This window comes from Streptomyces sp. JLBT605, from assembly GCF_058215555.1.
Genome location: NZ_CM177087.1, coordinates 3,837,804 through 3,854,218, shown reverse-complemented (window position 1 = coordinate 3,854,218; position 16,415 = coordinate 3,837,804). Strand labels below are relative to the sequence as shown.

The following is a 16,415-nucleotide window of genomic DNA, read 5'->3' as shown; positions in this document are numbered from 1 at the left end:
GGCGGCCGGTGTGGCCGTCCGGTGCCTGGGGGCTTACTGCACCCCGAGGATCTGCTCGATCGGGTCGAGCAGGAAGTAGACGAGGAAGCACAGGCCCACCGCGCTCAGCAGCCACGGGATCTCCCGCGTCCGCTTCACCGCGATCCGCAGCAGGATGAAGGAGAGCACTCCGATCCCGATGCCGTTGGTGATGCTGTAGGTGAACGGCATGGAGATCATCGTGAGGAACGCCGGCACCGCGATGGTGAAGTCGCTCCAGTCGATCTCCGTGACATTGGCGGCCATGATCAGGAAGCCGACGACGATCAGCGCCGGGGTGGCCGCCTGCGAGGGCACGACCTTGGCCAGCGGGGTGAAGACGAGCGCGAGCAGGAAGAGCCCGCCGGTCACGACATTGGCGAAGCCGGTGCGGGCGCCCTCACCGACACCCGCGGTGGACTCCACGAAGCAGGTGTTGGCGGAGGCGGAGCCGAAGCCTCCGCCCGCGACCGCGATCCCGTCGACCATCAGGATCCTGCCCATGCCGGGCATCTGACCCTTCTCGTCGTCCATCAGCCCGGCCTCCTCGCCGACGCCGATGATGGTCCCCATCGCGTCGAAGAAGCCGGAGAGCAACACGGTGAAGACGAAGAGACAGCCGGTGAGGATGCCGACCTCGTGGAAGCCGCCGAAGAGGCTGACGTCACCGATCAGGCCGAAGTCGGGGGTGTCCACGATCTTGTCCGGCACCCGGGGCACGCTCAGCCCCCAGTCCCGGTCCGGAATCGTCGCGATGGTGTTGACGATGATCGCGGTGAAGGCCGTCACCACGATGCCGATCAGGATCGCGCCGCGCGTCTTGCGGATCACCAGGACGAAGGTGAGCGCCAGGCCGATCACGAAGATCAGCACCGGCCAGCCCTGCAGCCGCCCCGCGATGCCCAGGCCCATCGGCACGGTGGTGTGCGCCTTGTCCGGGTTGCGCGTCACGAAGCCGGCGTCGACCAGCCCGATGAGCGCGATGAACAGACCGATGCCGATCGCGATGGCGCGCCGCAGCCCGCCCGGGATCGCGTCCATCACCCGCTGCCGCAGACCCGAGGCGACCAGGATCATCAGCACCAGCCCGGCCAGGACCACCATGCCCATCGCGTCCGGCCAGCTCATCTTGGGCGCGAGCTGAAGCGAGACGACGGCGTTGATGCCGAGCCCGGCGGCGAGCGCGATCGGGACGTTGCCGATCACGCCCATCAGGATGGTGGTCAGGCCGGCCATCAGCGCGGTGGCGGTGACGAGCTGTCCGTTCTCCAGCTGATGGCCGAACTTGTCCTCACCGGCGCCGAGGATGATCGGATTCAGCACGATGATGTAGGCCATCGCGAAGAAGGTGGCGAGACCGCCGCGAATCTCCTGGGAGATCGACGACCCCCGCGCGGTGATCTGGAAGAACCGGTCCAGCGGGTTGGCAGGCGGAGCCGCCGGCGACGGCTGCTCGGCGTCGGCCGGCGCCGTGGGCGTGGGGGGCATGGATGACCTCAGTGGTGCGCGGACATAAATAAAGGGCCGTCCTTGGAGGTTTCTACGGAAACCTCCAGTCAGACCCAGACCGTTTCAGTATGAATGCATAAGGCAAAGATCGCTATCTCCGCGCGTAGAGGAGCTCTGCACCGCCCGCTCGGCCCGCCTCGGCCGCCCGGGCCCCGGGCCGCGGGCGGACCGTAAGCTGTGCCCATGACGAAGTGGACCCCCAAGCACGAGGCGCCGGAGCCCCTGGAGGGCAATGTCGTCGCCACCATCACCGGCGGCACGATCGTGTGGTTCGTCCTCTTCCTCGTCCAGCTCCCCTTCTACGGCTGGTTCGACGACCACGGCCACCTGTGGTGGCTGTGGACCTGCCTGGCCGGCGGCGGACTGGGGCTGATCGGCATCGCTTACGTCCGCAAGCGGGACCAGGCGATCCGCCGCGCCGAGGCCGCCCGCGCGGCGGCGGGCGCCGGGGGGACCGCGCCCGGCACCGCCGGCTGACACCGCCCGCCACGACCGGCTGACACCTCCCGCCGCGACCGGCTGATACGGCTCGCCGCGGCCGGCTGATACGCCGCGCGCCGGACCGCCCCAGGGGACGATCCGGCGCGCATTACCGCACTACCGCATGGCTACTGCACGTCGACGAAGTCGCCGGCGGCCTTGGAGGGCGCGGTGGTGGAGATCCCGGCGTAGTTCCAGCGCCAGTACCCGTCGGTGTTCGCGGTGACGGTGGTCTTCAGGGCGCCACCGGAGCCGGAGGTCACCGTCTTGACGGTGGTGTAGGTGTCGGTGCCCTTCTTACGGAACTGCAGCTGCACCTTCTGGTCCTTGAACCCGACGTACTTGTGGTCCATGTACGTCCAGTCCGCGCGGGTCAGCGCACCGGTGACCGTGATGGTCCGACCCCGGCGCACCGGCTCCGGCGAGGCGTTGACCGTCAGCTTCGACTCCCGCTGCACCTTGAAGGAGCCGGCCTTCTCGCTGCTGTAGAAGTCGCCGTCGTTGGCGTCGGCCCAGGCGTCGACGTACCAGGTGCCGGCCGGGCTGTTGTCGTAGAAGTCAGAGCGCGGGTCAAGGGTGAACTGCGCGGAGCAGGTGGAGGTATTGGGGGTGACCTGGGTGCAGGTCACCGGCGAGCTGGGCTGCTCGAAGCCGGACTGCGGACCCATCAGGTCGAAGACGCTGAGGCCCTTGATGCCGGAGTCGTCGGTGGCCGTCACCGAGACGGTGAACGTCTTGGCGGTGGTGGTGCCGATCACGAGCGGCTTGCCCTTGTTGACGACCACCTCGCTGATCACCGTGTCGCCGGATCCGTCCGCCTGCGCCGCCGGGGCGGCGAGACCGACCGCCACGGCGGCGGTGGCGGCGGTGAGCACGGCGATGGTGGTGCGCTTGCGCATCTATTCCCCCACAGGATGACAAGGATCCGCCCGGTTCATGCGCTCATGACCGCGACGGATCCAGAAGTAGCACAACTGTACGATCTTCACTCGGCGTTCACAAGACCTTCGCGAGGCCGCAGCAGCCTTGACCCGCAAGGGAGTTGGCGTCCCCGACATACCGTCAGACCGGCAAGTAACCTGAGCCAATGACCGGTTACCGCTTCGACGCCGCCGAGATCGACACCAGCAGGCCGCACTCGGCCCGGATGTACGACTACTACCTCGGCGGAAAGACCCACTACGAGATCGACATGAAGGCCGCCGAGGACGTCATGGCGGTCTGGCCGGCGGTGCAGCTCTGGGCGCGGACGAACCGGTCGTTCATGCACCGCGCCACCCGCTGGCTCGCCACCGAAGCCGGGATCCGCCAGTTCCTGGACATCGGCACCGGCATCCCCACCGAGCCCAACCTGCACCAGATCGCCCAGGGCGTGGCCCCGGACGCCCGGATCGTGTACGTCGACCACGACCCGATCGTCATCACCTACGCCGACGCGCTGCTGCACAGCACGGAGCAGGGCCGGGTGGTCTTCGTGCACGCCGACGCCGCCCAACCCGAGTCGATCCTGGGCGCGCCGCAGTTGAAGGACACCCTCGATCCGGAACAGCCGGTCGCCCTCTTCCTCAACGCGCTGCTGCACTTCTTCCCGGACGAGGCCAATCCGTACGGTCTCGTCCAGCAGCTGATGGACGCACTGCCCTCCGGCAGCTATCTCGCCCTCTCCCACGGCGCGCCGGACCCGGACCCGGTGGTCCGTGAGGCCGTCACCGAGCTGTACCGCAAGGGCGGCATGACGGTGGTCGGCCGCACCAAGAACCAGATCCTCCGCTTCTTCGACGGCCTGGAGCTCGTAGAACCCGGCGTGGAGCGGGCCCACCTGTGGCGCCCGGCCCCGGACGCGGACCGGGCGGAGCTGGCCCGGACGCGAGTGGAACTCTTCGCCGGGGTCGCCCGCAAGCCGTGACGCCTCCCGGCGGGGATGCCGTGGGTGGCCGTGGGTATCGGCGGACCGGACGACGCCGCGGAGACCCACCGGGCATCCCCTAGCGACCCCCTGGCTCCTCCAGTCCGCCGAGCGCCCCGGGCAGGTCGCCGGTGTGCAGCACCCCGAGGCGCTGGGTGGCGCGGGTCAGGGCGACGTAGAGGTCACTCACGCCGTACTCGGCCGGCTCCACGACCAGGACCGTGTCGAACTCCAGCCCCTTCGCCTGGCGCGCGCCCAGCAGCACCACGTCCCGGGTGAGGTCGGGCGCGGGGCCGTGGCCGGCGTCCGGCAGCTCGGCGAGGAGCGAGGCGTGCAGCGCTGCCGGGGCGAGGACCGCGATCTGTCCCCCGCCCCGGGCCGCCGCGACCTCCCGCGCCACGGCCGCGGCGAGCCCGTCCGCGGGGACGCGCAGCGCCCAGGGGCGCACCCCGGTCGACCGCACCGAGCCGGGCGGCTCGAACGAGGGGTCGTGGGCCCGCAGGAAGCCGGCCGCCACCTCCATGATCTCGGCGGGCGTACGGTAGTTGACGCCCAGCCGGACGTGTTCCCAGCGGTCGCCCACGTACGGCTTCAGGATGCGTTCCCAGGAGCCGAGCCCGGCCGATTCCGCGGTCTGCGCCGGGTCCCCGACCAGGGTCATGGAGCGGGTCGGCACGCGCCGCATCAGCAGCCGCCAGGCCATCGCCGAGAGTTCCTGCGCCTCGTCCACGATGATGTGGCCGAACGCCCAGGTCCGGTCGGCCGCCGCCCGCTCGGCCGCGCTGCGGTGGTCTGCCTCCTCGTGCCGCTCGGCCATCCGCTCGGCGTCGATGATGTCGTGCGCCGCGAGGACCTCGGACTCCTCGTCCTCGAACTCGTACGTCTCCGAGCCGGCGGAGAGGTCCAGCACGCCCTGCGCGTAGGCGATCCGCTCCTGGCGCTCGGCCTCGGCCGCGGCGCGGGCCGCGCTGTCGTCCTCGCCCAGCAGTTCGGCGGCCTCGTCCAGGAGCGGCACGTCGGCCTGGGTCCACGCCCCGCCCTGCCGCCGGATCAGCGCGGCCGACTCCTCGTCGAGGTGGACCGGCTCGGCGAGGAAGTCCGCGAGGAACTCCTGCGGGGTGAGCCGCGGCCACAGCTCGTCGATGGCCGCGTGGACCTCCCGGCTCGTCGCGATCTCCTTGCCCATCTGGGCGATGTCATCGGGCCCCAGCAGATTGGGCCCGCCGAACGGGTCGGCCCCGACGCGCTCGGCCAGTTGCGCGGTGAGTGCGTCGATGACGTGGAAGGCGAAGACCGGCCTGGCCAGGTTGTGCGGCAGCCCGCTCTCGCGCGCCCGCCACCGCGCGTCCTCGGCCATGGCCCGGTCCAGCTGGATCGTCCCGTACCCCTCGTGGTCGATCTCCCTCGCCCACTGGGGCACGGTCTGCCGGTCGCGCAGCGCCCTGGCCAGCACGTCGGCCATCGCGGCGCGCCCCTTGACCTCGGCGGCGGCCGGAGTGTCGGTGCCGGTGGCGCGCACGCCGGGGAAGAGCTCGCCCATGGTGGCCAGCAGCACCCCGGTCTCGCCGAGGGAGGGCAGGACGTTGCCGACGTAGCTCAGGAAGGCCGGATTCGGGCCGACGATCAGCACCGCGCGACGGGCCAGCAGCTCCCGGTGCTCGTACAGCAGATACGCCGCCCGGTGCAGCGCGACCACGGTCTTCCCGGTGCCGGGACCGCCCTCGACGACCATCACGCCCCGGTGCGGCGCCCGGATGATGCGGTCCTGCTCGGCCTGGATGGTCGCCACGATGTCGTGCATCCGCCCGGTGCGGGCGGCGTCGAGGGAGGCCAGCAGCACCTCGTCGGCGTCCGCGCCCTCGTGCCCGGTGCGGGTCGGGTCGCCGAGGTCCATCAGCTCGTCGTGGAGCGCGGTGACGGTACGCCCCTCGGTGGTGATGTGCCGCCTGCGCCGCAAACCCATCGGAGAATGACCGGTGGCCAGATAGAAGGGCCGCGCCACATCCGCCCGCCAGTCGATCACGAGCGGTGTACGGGACGGGTCGTCCTGCCGAATTCCAATGCGTCCGATGTGATGGGTCCGGCCGTCCCGGAAGTCAAGGCGCCCAAAACAGAGCCCGTTCTCCCCGGCGTGGATCGCACTGAGCAGACCGGACTGCTCCGCCACCAGCACGTCACGCTCGAGCCTGGCCTGAAAACCGCTTCCGACCTGCGCGAGCGCGCCGCGCATCGACTCCTCGGCCTGTTCCCTGAGCCGATCGAGCCGGGTGTAAAGGCCGGTGATGAATTGCTGTTCCTGCCGCATTTCCTCGGTTGACAATTCCACTCCTGACGCGATACGCTGCTCGCAGCAGACTTCCCTTCACGCCTCTTTCCGCAAAGGCATGAAGGATTAAATATACGCAAGACCAGGCCCCGGATGTCAATTCATCCGGGGCCTGGTCTTTTTCTCGGGTTTTCTCAGGAACGCGAGGCGGCGGCTACGACTTCTTCGGCAGCAGCGCCTCAAGGGCCTGGACGAGCTCGCCTTCGGCGGTCGCCTTGTCGACGCCGAGGCCGGTGAGCACCCCCGCGCCGCCCTCGAACTCCAGCAGGGCGAAGAGGATGTGCTCGGTGCCGACGTAGTTGTGGCCCAGCCGCAGGGCCTCCCGGAAGGTGAGCTCCAGGACCTTCTTCGCCCCCGCGTCGTACGGGATCAGCGCGGGCACCTCGGCGGCGGCCGCGGGCAGCGCCGCGTAGGCGGCCTCGCGGATCGCCTCCGGCGTCACCCCCTGGGAGCTCACCAACTTCACGGCCAGCCCCTCCGGTTCGCCGAGCAGCCCCAGCACCAGGTGTGCCGGGCGGACCTCGTCGTTGCCCGCCGAACGGGCCTCGTTCTCCGCGACCGCCAGGACGTTCTTGGCGCGCGGGGTGTACCGGCTGAACCCCTGACCGGGGTCCAGGTCCGGGGCCTCCCCCGCCTTGGGGACGAAACGCTTCTGAGCCGCCTGCCTGGTGACCCCCATGCTCTTGCCGATGTCCGTCCACGAGGCACCGGAGCGCCGCGCCTGGTCCACGAAGTGGCCGATGAGGTGGTCGGCCACTTCGCCGAGGTACTCCGCCGCGATCACCGCGTCGGAGAGCTGGTCGAGAGCGTCGCTGTGAACCTTCTTGATGGCTTCGATCAGGTCATCGAGCCGGACCTGAACCGTCATGCCGACTGGATTCGTCATAGTGCAACCGTAGGTTGACACCCCTAGGGTGTCAACTCATGGTTGACATTCGCCTCGGCCGCGCCCGGCCGGGCCGGCTCAGTCGAACCAGCGGGCCTGCGCGAGTTCTTCGGCGCGGGTCAGGTCCTCCAGAAGCGCTGCCGCCTCGAAGCGGCGGTGCCACTGGCCCGCCGCCCAGGCCAGTCCGGCGGCCACGCCCTCCAGGGTGGCCGCGTGGAGCACGCCGTCACCGGCGCGGTGCCAGTCCAGCTCGACGCCTTCGACGATCAGCTCCTCGTGCTCGACGTAATGGCCGGGGGCGCCCGGCAGCAGCACCCGGACCGCGTCCGGGACCGCGCGCGGCTCGCCGCCGTCCGGCACGCCGGCATCCGCGAACAGCTCGCTCAGCCGCCGGACCTGGAGGAGCTCCGCCAGGTCGGCCGCACGAGCGGGCCGGACCGGAAGCAGGGCGCGGTGCGCGGCGAGCGGGATCAGGTCGGGCGCGTCCGCGACCAGCGCCTCGGCCGCGTCCACCACGCGGACCTCTCCGTCGATCACCGCCCGCAGCTCGTCCGGCAGCGTGACCTGATCCGGATCGAGGTCGGCCAGCAGACCGTAGAGGGCGTGCAGCTGGGCGGCGGTCACCTCGCGCTCCGGGTCGGCTAGGCGGGCCAGCAGCTCGGCGGCGCCGCCGGGCTCGTCCAGCAGCGCCGCGACCGAGGTGCGCACCCCGAGGGCCCGCAGCACCTGCTCGTCCTCGAAGCCGGTCGCGTCCGCGGCGTCGTAGAGCCCGGCCAGCAGCGGGTCGCCGCCGGCCGCGCGCAGCCCGGCGGGCCGCCGCCCGTCCAGCACCGGATGGCCGCGCAGCCACCAGGCGGTGTACGGGCGGACGGTCTGCGTGGTGCCGTCCGGCAGCAGGATCCGCACCGGGGTGGTCAGCGCGTCGCGCAGCGGCGGCTTGGCGAGCATCGCCAGCGCCTGCGGCCAGGCGTCATCGGCCACCAGGTCCAGGTCCCGGACGGCGATGATCTCGGTCGCGACCGGCGGCACAGGGCTGTCGGGGAGCCGGTCGAGCACGTCCTCGCACCAGACGTCGACCGCGTCCAGCAGGCCGGGGTCGTCCGGCTCGGCGAAGTCGCTGTCACGCGGCTCCAGTTCGTCCGGGTCGAGGACGACGTCGGTGGCGCGGACGAGCTGGAAGCCCGCCAGCACGCCGACCGCCGTCAGCGGCTGCTCGCCCCACCGCTCGGCGAGCTCGTGGTCGCAGGCCGGCAGCTCGCCCTCGACGATCACCGCCTCGAAGTCGCTGCCGGGGAAGACGAGTTCCCCGGCCGGGACCAGCTCGCCCTCCTCGTCGGGCAGCGCCAGCGCCGCCAGCCACGGCTCGTCACCGGGGGCGAGCCGGGCGTCCCGGACCAGCCCGAGGACGGTCTCGGCCAGCTCGTAGGCGTCCAGGCCGCCCGCGCCGTCCTCGTACGCGTCGTCCCAGCGCTCGTCCGCGTCCATGGAGGCGGCGACCGCGGCCCGGACCTGCGGAGTGGTCAGCACGGCCCGGGGGGTCGCCGGGGTGGCGCCCAGCTTCTCCAGCAGCGGGTGGGCGGCCTCCGGGTGCGCGACCTTGAGGCCGAGGCGGGCGAGGGTGTGGCCCGAAGGGCCTCCGTTGCGGGTGGTGGTGGGAGACGGGTGGGAGAGGGTGCGATGCCGGGCGGCGAGCTCGTCGGCGGGGGCGGTGGCGAGGGCGTCCGCGGGCTCCGGCAGGGTCTCCGCCGGCGCGATGCCACCGGGCAGGTCCTCGTAGGGGTCGGTGCCGCCACCGGTCAGCGGCAGCAGCACCTGCCGCGGGCCGATGGCCGTCCGCCCTCCCCAGGAGCCCTCGTTCTGGGCGGGGCCCCCGGCCAGCGGCACCGGCAGTCCGCTGAGCTTGTCCGGGTCGGTGCCGGCCAGCGAGTCGTACAGCCGCCACCACCAGGCGGGGCCGCGCTCCACCCCGGCCAGCCGGTCGATCAGCTCGCCGAGCGGAACCCTGGCCACGTCCAGCGCGCGCAGCTCCGGGCGGCGCTCCAGGCCCGCGGGCAGCAGGCCGGGGAAGAGCTCGGCCAGCACCCGGACGGTGTCGGCGCCGGCCCCCTCCACGATCTCGGCGTCCACCGGCCGCAGGGCGTACGGCTCGCCGCCGGGGCCGACCGGGCCGCCGAGGGCGCTGGGCTCCTCCCACGCCTCCAGGTCCGGAACCCGCGGCGGGACGGCGCCCAGGGCGGATCCCGTGCCGGAGGCGGCGGCCGCGGCGGGCCCGGTGATCGCGTCGATGTCGATGTCGCTGTCGGCCTGGGAGAGGCGGGCCGTCCAGGCGTCCGGGCCCTCACCCCACAGCTCCCCGGCGGCGGCGCGGTTCTCGGCGCCGGCCGGCGAGGGGGCCGCCGCGCTCGGCAGGAAGGCGACCCGCGGCAGCCGGTCCAGGATGCGGCGCCGCAGCTCGGCGTCGAGCCGGCCGGTGCCCAGCGGGCCCGGCACCAGGTCGAGGGTGCCGGCGCTCACCGGATGCCACTCGCCCAGCAGGGTCGCGTACGCCTCGGCGGCGCGCTCCACCAGGAAGTCGGTGAGCGGGCCGGGCGCGGCGTGGCGGCGGGTGGGCTCCAGCGGGAAGGAGGCGATGAGCAGGGCCGGCAGCCCGAGTTGCTCATCGGTGGGCGTAGGGGCGTGCACCACCGGGGCGGTGCCCGGGCGCGCCGGGGCGCCCACGTCATCCACCGGCACCGCCCAGGTGACCGACCAGACCGGGCGCAGCCGCTCCTCGACCGGGCGGTCCGCGAGCAGCGCCGCGTCCAGCCGCCCGCCGATCCGCTCGGTGCGCCAGCGGACGCCGCGGACCCGGCTCGCCCCGCCCTCGGCGGACTCGGACCAGGCGTCCTCGACCACCACGTACGGGCCGTCCTCGCGCCGCCGCAGGGTCCGTACCCCGTCCGGGGTGTCGACCACGACCTCGGTCAGACCCGGGAGGGTGAGGAGCAGCGCGTCGTCGATCCCGTCGAGCAGCCGCCGCGCCACGTCCTCGGCGGCGCCGTCCCGCAGCGGCAGCACCACGACGGTGTCGTACCCCTCGGGCGGTGTGCCCTCGGCCGGGAGCGGCAGCCGCAGCAGCGGGACGTGCCCGTCGCGGCGGCGCAGCTCGTCGGCGAGGCCCGCGCTGCCGCTCGCGGCCGCCTCGGCCAGTTCGCGCGCCTCGGCCAGCGACCAGCGCACCCCGCCGGTCCGGCTGACGACGGCGGGCTCGTCGCTGACCGCCAGCACGGCGGCGAAGCCGACGCCGAACCGGCCGACCGGCTGCGCGGCCGCCGCCTGGCCGGGCCCGGCCTGGCCCGGCTCGCCGGCCCGCTCGGACGGCTCGTCGTCCCGCTTGGCGGAGGCCCGCAGGGTGGCCAGCGACTCGACGCCGGTGGCATCCAGCGGGGCGCCGGTGTTGGCGGCGGCCAGGATGGCCGGGACGTCACCCCGGGCGGGGTGGAGGGTCAGCCGCAGCCGGCCGGTCACCCGGGCGCGGGCGGCGGCGTCGGCGGCGTTCTGGGCCAGCTCGACGACCAGCCGGTCGCGGTAGCCGCCGAGCGCGAGGTCCTCCTCGGCGTTGGCGTCCTCCCGGAAGCGGGCGGGGGAGGCGGCCCAGGAATCCAGCACGCCGCGCCGCAGCCGGGCGGTACCGAACGGGTCCGCGTCCTCGGTCGCGCTTCGCACCATCGCCGTGCCGCTCACGTTCGCCTCCGGGTTCCTGGTCAGCCGTTCCGGCCTGCGCGCGGACTTGCCCGCGCGCAGTGCCTGGGCCGAAACGTACCGCCCCTTTGATCGTGCGCTCGCCGGGCCCCGGGGCTCCACCCCCGATCCGGCCGACCGGCCCGCCCCGGACCGCCGAGGCCCGGGGCGCGGAGGCGGCGGGGTCAGCGGGTGCCGGGGGTCTTGCGGGTGGTGACGTTCATCCGGTTCCACGTGTTGACGGTGAAGATCAGCGCGATGAGGTGGGCCAGCTCCTGCTCCTCGAAGTGGCGGGCGGCCTCGTCGTAAACCTCGTCCGGGACGCCCTCCGGCAGGCGGGTGACCGCCTCGGTCAGCGCCAGCGCGGCCCGCTCCTTCGCGGTGTAGAGGCTGGATTCCTCCCAGGCGCTGAGCTGGTAGATCCGGTCCTCGGTCTCCCCCGCCCGGCGGGCGTCACCGGTGTGGTACTCGATGCAGTACGCGCAGCGGTTGATCTGCGAGGCGCGTATCTGCACCAGTTCGAGCAGGACCGGGTCGATGCCCTGCCGGGCGGCGGCGTCGAGGGCGAGCACGGCCTTGAAGACCTTGGGGGCCACGGCCGGGAAGTTCATGCGCTGGGGGATCTGAATCGCTGTCATGTCATGAAGCCTATGAGCGGGATAGCCCCAAGCTATGGTGCATTTTCATGTCGAATGGTTGGGGCAATTCCGAGGACGAGACGGGCTCCGGACCGGACCGGGTCGGGGCTGACGAGGCGGGGTCCGGATCGGACCGGGCTGAGGCCGAACCTGACGGGGCGACGTCCGGGCCGGGCACGGGCAGCGACCTCCATCTGGAGCTGACCGGCGGCGGCAGCCTTCGCGAGCAGGTGATGCGCGCCCTGCGCGAGGCCATCAGCGCGGGACGGCTGGCCCCCGGCACCCGGCTGCCCCCGTACCGCAGCCTCGCCGCCGACCTCGGCATCGCCCTCAACACCGTCGGCGCGGCCTACGCCGAGCTCGTCGCCGAGGGCTGGCTGACGGCCCGCCAGGGGTCCGGTACGCGGGTCGCCCGGCGCGCCGCCCCGCTCCCGCCGGACCGCTCGCTGCGTGCCGCGCCACCGGCCCGGCGCCCCGTCCATGACCTGATGCCCAGCTCTCCGGACGCCTCGGCGTTCCCCCGGGCGGCCTGGCTGGCTTCCTCGCGCCGGGCGCTGAACGCCGCGCCGAACGAGGCGTTCGGCGTGGGTGATCCGCGCGGCCGCGTCGAACTGCGCACGGTGCTCACCGAGTACCTGGCCCGGGCGCGCGGCGTGCGGACCGCGCCGCACCGGGTCATCATCTGCGCCGGATTCGCGCATGCGCTGCGCATCCTGGGCGAGGTGCTGACCGGCGCGAGCGACACGCGGGCGGCAGGCGGCATGCAGGCCGCGGGCGACGCGCGGGCCACCGGCGACGCGCGAGCCTCGGGCGACGTACGGCGTGCGGACGGCAAAGGCAGGAGCAACGCCATCCGGGTCGCCGTCGAGTCGTACGGCCTGCCCTTCCACCGCTCCCTGCTGACCTCGGCCGGGCTGGCCACGGTCCCGCTGCCGGTGGACACCGACGGCGCGCGCACCGGCGAGCTGCCCGCCACCGGCGCGGCCGCCGCGCTGCTCACTCCGGCGCACCAGTACCCCACCGGCGGCCCGCTGCATCCCGAGCGCCGGGCGGCCGCCATCGACTGGGCCCGCGCGACCGGCGGGCTGCTGCTGGAGGACGACTACGACGGCGAGTTCCGCTACGACCGCCGGCCGGTCGGCGCGGTGCAGGGCCTCGATCCGGACCGGGTGGTGTACCTCGGGTCGACCAGCAAGAGTCTGTCGCCCGCTCTCCGCCTGGGCTGGATGGTGGTGCCCGAGCACCTGGTCCCCGACATCCTCGCGGTCAAGGGCTCCCGTGAGCTGTGGTCGGGGATGCTGGACCAGCTCACTTTGGCGGATTTCATCGCCTGCGGCGCGTACGACCGGCATCTGCGCCGGATGCGGCAGATCTACCGGCGCCGCCGGGACCGGCTGATCGCCACGCTCGCCGAGCAGGCCCCGCACATCTCGGTCAGCGGCATCGCCGCCGGGCTGCACGCCGTCCTGGAGCTGCCGGCCGGCACCGAGGAGCCGGCGCTGCGCGCCGCCGGGCGGCAGGGGCTCGCGCTCGCCGGGCTCACCACCCATCGCCACCCGGAGAGCACCGCGCCGCCCCGGGAGGGCCTGGTCGTCGGCTACGGCACCCCGCCCGAGCACGCGTTCGGCGCCGCGCTGCACGCGCTCTGCCTCGCCCTGCCCGACCCGCCGTGACCCGGTTCTCCCGGCCCTTCCCCTGCCGGACGGGCGCGGGGCCTGTGGCGAGTGCCCGGCCCGTCCCCGCCGGTCAGATGCCGCGCTCGATCATGTCGATGAGGAGCCGGCCCGCGTCGTCGGCCTGGGTGCGGTGGAGGCCGCGGAGGGGGCCGTCGATGAGGAGGACGGCGAGGCCGTGGACGGCGGACCAGGCGAGGAACTCGGCGCCGGGGCGGCGGTCCTCGGGCAGCAGGCCGGTCTCCACGAGGTCGTCCAGGGCGGCGCCGAGGAGTTCGAAGGGGGTCCTGCCACTGGCCCCGGCGGCGGTGTCGGCGGCGGCGTGGGCCATGTCGCCGGGGACGTGGAAGGCGGTGCGGAACAGCCCCGGCTCCTCCTGGGCGAAGCGGAGGTAGCCGGTCCCGACGGCGCGGAAGCGGCCCCGGGCGGCCTCCGCGGCGTCCGCGGCCGGCTCCAGGGCGGCCTGCTCGGCCTCCATGGTGCGGGCGACCTGGGCCATGGCGGCCTGGGAGACCGCGTGCAGCAGGGCGCCGCGGTCGGCGAAGTGCCGGTAGGCCGCGTTCGGCACCACCCCGGCCTGGCGGGTCGTGGCCCGCAGCACCACGGCCTCCGGCCCACCCTCGCGAGCGAGTTCGAGTCCCGCTTTGATCAGCGCGTTGCGGAGGTCGCCGTGCCGGTAGGTGTCCCGCTTGGCCTTGCCGTCCTCAGCCGCCATCACCAACTCCAATGTGGACGCCAATGTGGACAGCATCCACTTAGCTCGTCTAGGCTCCTGCTTGATCACTCGGGGGGCGCGCAATCTCGCACCCTCCGAATGTGGACATCGTACACAAGGGCACAGTCGTGCCCATCTCCGCGAAGGGAACACCGGTGCGCAGGTTCAAGCTGCAGGTCCAGGTCACCGTCGACGGCTACATGGCCGGCCCGAACGGCGAAATGGACTGGATGACGTTCCCCTGGACCGACGACATCAGCGCCTACATCGGCGCGCTGACCCGACCGGTCGACTGCATCGTGCTCGGCCGCAAGCTCGCCGAAGGGTTCATCCCGACCTGGGCAGCCGGCCCCGAGGGCGAGGACCAGGAGTCCATCGACTTCATGAACAACACGCCCAAGGTCGTGATCTCCGACAGCCTCACCGCATCCCCCTGGGAGAACGCCGTCGTGGCCGGCGGCGACCTCGCCGAGACCGTGAACAGGCTGAAGGCCCAGCCGGGCGGGGACATCATCACCTACGGAGGCGCCGCGCTCGCCTCCAGCCTGATCGCCCAGGGCCTGCTCGACGAGCTCCACCTGTTCGTCAACCCCACCGCGATCGGCACCGGAATGCCCCTGTTCGCCAACCCCGACGGCTACCAGCGACTGCGCCTGGTCACCGCGCGGCCGTTCGACTGCGGGATCACCGCACTGCACCTGGAGCCGAAGCGCTCCTGAGCGCCGCCGGACACCCTCAGCACAGCCGAGTGCAAGGAGCACCCCATGGGAAAGATCACCCACTTCGTCCACCAGTCGCTGGACGGCTACATCGAGGGCCCGAACGGCGAGTTCGACTGGCCGGTCATGGACCCCGAGCTCTCCGCCTACTCACAGTCCCTCACCGACAGCGCTGATGTCTTCCTCTACGGCCGCGTGGTGTGGGAGATGATGTCCGGCTTCTGGCCGCGCGCCGAGGAGTTCTCCACCCACGAGCACGACCTGGCATTCGCCCCCGTCTGGCGGGAGATGCCGAAGGTCGTCGTCTCCTCGACGCTACGGAAGGCCGACTGGAACACCCGCGTGATCAGCGAGAACGTGGTCGAGGAGCTCACCGCGCTCAAGCGCGACGGCGCCCACCTCGTGCTGTTCGGTGGCTCCTCGCTCGCCGGGTTCCTCACCGAGCACCGGCTGATCGACGAGTACCAGATCTTCGTCCACCCCGTGGTGCTCGGCGGCGGCAAGCCGGTCTTCCAGGCTCCGCGGCGGCGGCTCGGCATGACCCTCGTCGAGACCAGGACCTTCGACTCCCAGGTGGTCCTGCTCCGCCACCGCCCGGCCGACCCGACCGCCTGAACGCTCCCGCCGGCCCGGGGGGGCATCCGGGGGCCGGATCCCCCGGAAGGGGTCAGGAGTGACCCAGCTCCTCCGCCGGGGCGTCCGTCTCGACCGAGCCACCGCCGCGCTCCGGGTGGAGGGCCATCGGCTCGACGATGGTCTCGTCGACCACCGGCGGGGCCGGGCGCGGCGGCTTCGGCATGACCGCCGCCTCGGAGTGGGCGCCGCAGCCGTAGGTCAGGGAGACCACGCGGCCGTCGGCCGGGCTGAACTCATTGGCACACACCCCGAACGCCTGCTTCAGCGAGCCGCTGAGCGGCATCAGGAAGCCGCAGCTGACGCAGGAGGCGGGGGCGCTCTGCGCCATCGGGGTCTTGGCGCCGAAGGATTCGTCCCAGCGGTCGGCCGCGCTGTGCAGGCCATAGCGCGACAGCACGCGAGCGCGGCGCATGCCGAGCTCCTCGGCCACCGCCGCGATGCTGCCCCGGGCCGGTGAGGTCACCTGGACGGACGGCGGACCGGCCGTCACCTCCGCGTCCTCGATCTCGGCGAGCTCCTCCATCTCCTGGGAGACCACGGCGTTCGGCGGCGGGGTGTCCTCGCCGGTGTAGCCGGGCTCCAGGCGCAGGTCCTCGGACTCGGTGGGCAGCAGGTCGCCGGGGCCCAGGTCGCCAGGGCGGAGCCGCTCGCTCCACGGCACCCATTCGGGTGCCAGCAGCGCGTCCGGACCCGGCAGCAGCACCGTCTCGTCGAGGGTGACGGACTTGGCGCGGGAGGCGCGGGCCACGGTGACGGCCCAGCGCCAGCCGCGGTAGCCCGGGTCCTGACACTCGAAAAGGTGCGTGACGACGCGGTCCGCGTCGGCGACGGCGCCGATGTGGTCGCCCACCCCTCCCGGCGCAGCAGTCTCGGCCGCCTCACGGGCGAGATCGACAGCCTCGGCGCACAGGCGGTCCGGGGTACGGCTTCGCATCGCAGCACTCACAAGAATCGATTCTCTCCTACGCCGTCTCACGAGTGCGCCAGCCAAACGGCCCGAGCGGTGGACGGAGCGGACCTCAGGACCGCGTCGACGTCCACGCCCGATCGGCCTCGGGCGCACCAGTCACTTCCCATTCTGCGGGATGCTGACTCGGCGCGTGGCCAAGAACGACCGCCGGTGGCGCGTAACGCACGCTACCTTGTCCCGCGCCACACCCCCTACCCCGCTACCCCCGGCTCATCATGG

General features: G+C 72.8%; 13 protein-coding genes. 5 read left to right on the top strand and 8 right to left on the bottom strand.

Features of this window, described 5'->3' with window-relative positions; translation table 11 throughout:
- Positions 1-33 precede the first annotated feature (33 nt).
- Positions 34-1,506 (bottom strand): NCS2 family permease, encoded by a 1,473-nt coding sequence (locus AC4BDD_RS16745; protein WP_490686244.1) that lies wholly within the window; start codon positions 1,504-1,506, stop codon positions 34-36.
- A 204-nt stretch (positions 1,507-1,710) separates the two neighbouring features.
- Between AC4BDD_RS16745 and AC4BDD_RS16740 the strand changes: the two genes are divergently transcribed.
- Positions 1,711-2,004: a DUF2530 domain-containing protein gene (locus AC4BDD_RS16740; protein WP_490686243.1), complete on the top strand. Its 294-nt coding sequence runs from the start codon at positions 1,711-1,713 to the stop codon at positions 2,002-2,004.
- A 131-nt stretch (positions 2,005-2,135) separates the two neighbouring features.
- Here AC4BDD_RS16740 and AC4BDD_RS16735 read toward each other — a convergent pair whose 3' ends face one another.
- A complete protein-coding gene (locus AC4BDD_RS16735) occupies positions 2,136-2,906 on the bottom strand; it encodes a calcium-binding protein (RefSeq protein WP_490686242.1) in 771 nt (256 codons plus the stop codon).
- 188 nt (positions 2,907-3,094) lie between these two features.
- Between AC4BDD_RS16735 and AC4BDD_RS16730 the strand changes: the two genes are divergently transcribed.
- Positions 3,095-3,913, top strand: coding sequence for an SAM-dependent methyltransferase (locus AC4BDD_RS16730; RefSeq protein WP_490686241.1), 819 nt, complete (start codon positions 3,095-3,097; stop codon positions 3,911-3,913).
- Positions 3,914-3,992: 79 nt separating this feature from the next.
- Here the strand turns inward: AC4BDD_RS16730 and AC4BDD_RS16725 are convergent, their stop codons facing one another.
- The 4 genes from AC4BDD_RS16725 to AC4BDD_RS16710 all read right to left on the bottom strand — a co-directional run bounded on the left by AC4BDD_RS16725 (position 3,993) and on the right by AC4BDD_RS16710 (position 11,483).
- A complete protein-coding gene (locus AC4BDD_RS16725; RefSeq protein ID WP_490691801.1) occupies positions 3,993-6,218 on the bottom strand; it encodes a HelD family protein in 2,226 nt (741 codons plus the stop codon).
- Between the two features lie 175 nt (positions 6,219-6,393).
- Entirely contained in the window at positions 6,394-7,125 is a 732-nt protein-coding gene (locus AC4BDD_RS16720) for a Clp protease N-terminal domain-containing protein (RefSeq protein ID WP_490686240.1), read from the bottom strand.
- Positions 7,126-7,203: 78 nt separating this feature from the next.
- Positions 7,204-10,833, bottom strand: a complete 3,630-nt coding sequence (locus tag AC4BDD_RS16715; protein ID WP_490691800.1) for a sacsin N-terminal ATP-binding-like domain-containing protein — start codon at positions 10,831-10,833, stop codon at positions 7,204-7,206.
- A 197-nt stretch (positions 10,834-11,030) separates the two neighbouring features.
- Positions 11,031-11,483 carry a carboxymuconolactone decarboxylase family protein gene (locus AC4BDD_RS16710; protein ID WP_490686239.1) on the bottom strand — a complete coding sequence of 151 codons (453 nt, stop codon included), beginning with the start codon at positions 11,481-11,483 and terminating at the stop codon, positions 11,031-11,033.
- Between the two features lie 233 nt (positions 11,484-11,716).
- Here AC4BDD_RS16710 and AC4BDD_RS16705 point away from each other — a divergent pair, with 233 nt between their 5' ends.
- Complete coding sequence (locus AC4BDD_RS16705; protein WP_490691799.1) at positions 11,717-13,156, top strand: aminotransferase-like domain-containing protein; 1,440 nt, start codon at positions 11,717-11,719, stop codon at positions 13,154-13,156.
- Between the two features lie 73 nt (positions 13,157-13,229).
- Here the strand turns inward: AC4BDD_RS16705 and AC4BDD_RS16700 are convergent, their stop codons facing one another.
- On the bottom strand, positions 13,230-13,895 hold the full coding sequence (locus tag AC4BDD_RS16700) for a TetR/AcrR family transcriptional regulator (protein ID WP_490686238.1): 666 nt from the start codon (positions 13,893-13,895) through the stop codon (positions 13,230-13,232).
- Between the two features lie 77 nt (positions 13,896-13,972).
- Here AC4BDD_RS16700 and AC4BDD_RS16695 point away from each other — a divergent pair, with 77 nt between their 5' ends.
- Both AC4BDD_RS16695 and AC4BDD_RS16690 read left to right on the top strand, forming a co-directional pair.
- On the top strand, positions 13,973-14,590 hold the full coding sequence (locus tag AC4BDD_RS16695) for a dihydrofolate reductase family protein (RefSeq protein WP_490686237.1): 618 nt from the start codon (positions 13,973-13,975) through the stop codon (positions 14,588-14,590).
- A gap of 45 nt (positions 14,591-14,635) precedes the next feature.
- On the top strand, positions 14,636-15,205 hold the full coding sequence (locus AC4BDD_RS16690) for a dihydrofolate reductase family protein (protein ID WP_490686236.1): 570 nt from the start codon (positions 14,636-14,638) through the stop codon (positions 15,203-15,205).
- A gap of 52 nt (positions 15,206-15,257) precedes the next feature.
- On the opposite strand, the gene AC4BDD_RS16685 is transcribed toward AC4BDD_RS16690, so the two are convergent.
- Positions 15,258-16,160: a DUF3027 domain-containing protein gene (locus AC4BDD_RS16685; protein WP_490686235.1), complete on the bottom strand. Its 903-nt coding sequence runs from the start codon at positions 16,158-16,160 to the stop codon at positions 15,258-15,260.
- Between the last annotated feature and the right edge of the window lie 255 nt (positions 16,161-16,415).

Excerpts from the sequence above, each read along its gene's own strand:
- AC4BDD_RS16710 (WP_490686239.1), bottom strand. The coding sequence starts at position 11,483 with ATGACAGCGATTCAGATCCCCCAGCGCATGAACTTCCCGGCCGTGGCC.
- AC4BDD_RS16705 (WP_490691799.1), top strand. The coding sequence starts at position 11,717 with ATGCGCGCCCTGCGCGAGGCCATCAGCGCGGGACGGCTGGCCCCCGGC.
- AC4BDD_RS16690 (WP_490686236.1), top strand. The coding sequence starts at position 14,636 with ATGGGAAAGATCACCCACTTCGTCCACCAGTCGCTGGACGGCTACATC.
- AC4BDD_RS16720 (WP_490686240.1), bottom strand. The coding sequence starts at position 7,125 with ATGACGAATCCAGTCGGCATGACGGTTCAGGTCCGGCTCGATGACCTG.
- AC4BDD_RS16725 (WP_490691801.1), bottom strand. The coding sequence starts at position 6,218 with ATGCGGCAGGAACAGCAATTCATCACCGGCCTTTACACCCGGCTCGAT.
- AC4BDD_RS16745 (WP_490686244.1), bottom strand. The coding sequence starts at position 1,506 with ATGCCCCCCACGCCCACGGCGCCGGCCGACGCCGAGCAGCCGTCGCCG.
- AC4BDD_RS16740 (WP_490686243.1), top strand. The coding sequence starts at position 1,711 with ATGACGAAGTGGACCCCCAAGCACGAGGCGCCGGAGCCCCTGGAGGGC.
- AC4BDD_RS16685 (WP_490686235.1), bottom strand. The coding sequence starts at position 16,160 with ATGCGAAGCCGTACCCCGGACCGCCTGTGCGCCGAGGCTGTCGATCTC.
- AC4BDD_RS16730 (WP_490686241.1), top strand. The coding sequence starts at position 3,095 with ATGACCGGTTACCGCTTCGACGCCGCCGAGATCGACACCAGCAGGCCG.
- AC4BDD_RS16715 (WP_490691800.1), bottom strand. The coding sequence starts at position 10,833 with ATGGTGCGAAGCGCGACCGAGGACGCGGACCCGTTCGGTACCGCCCGG.
- AC4BDD_RS16735 (WP_490686242.1), bottom strand. The coding sequence starts at position 2,906 with ATGCGCAAGCGCACCACCATCGCCGTGCTCACCGCCGCCACCGCCGCC.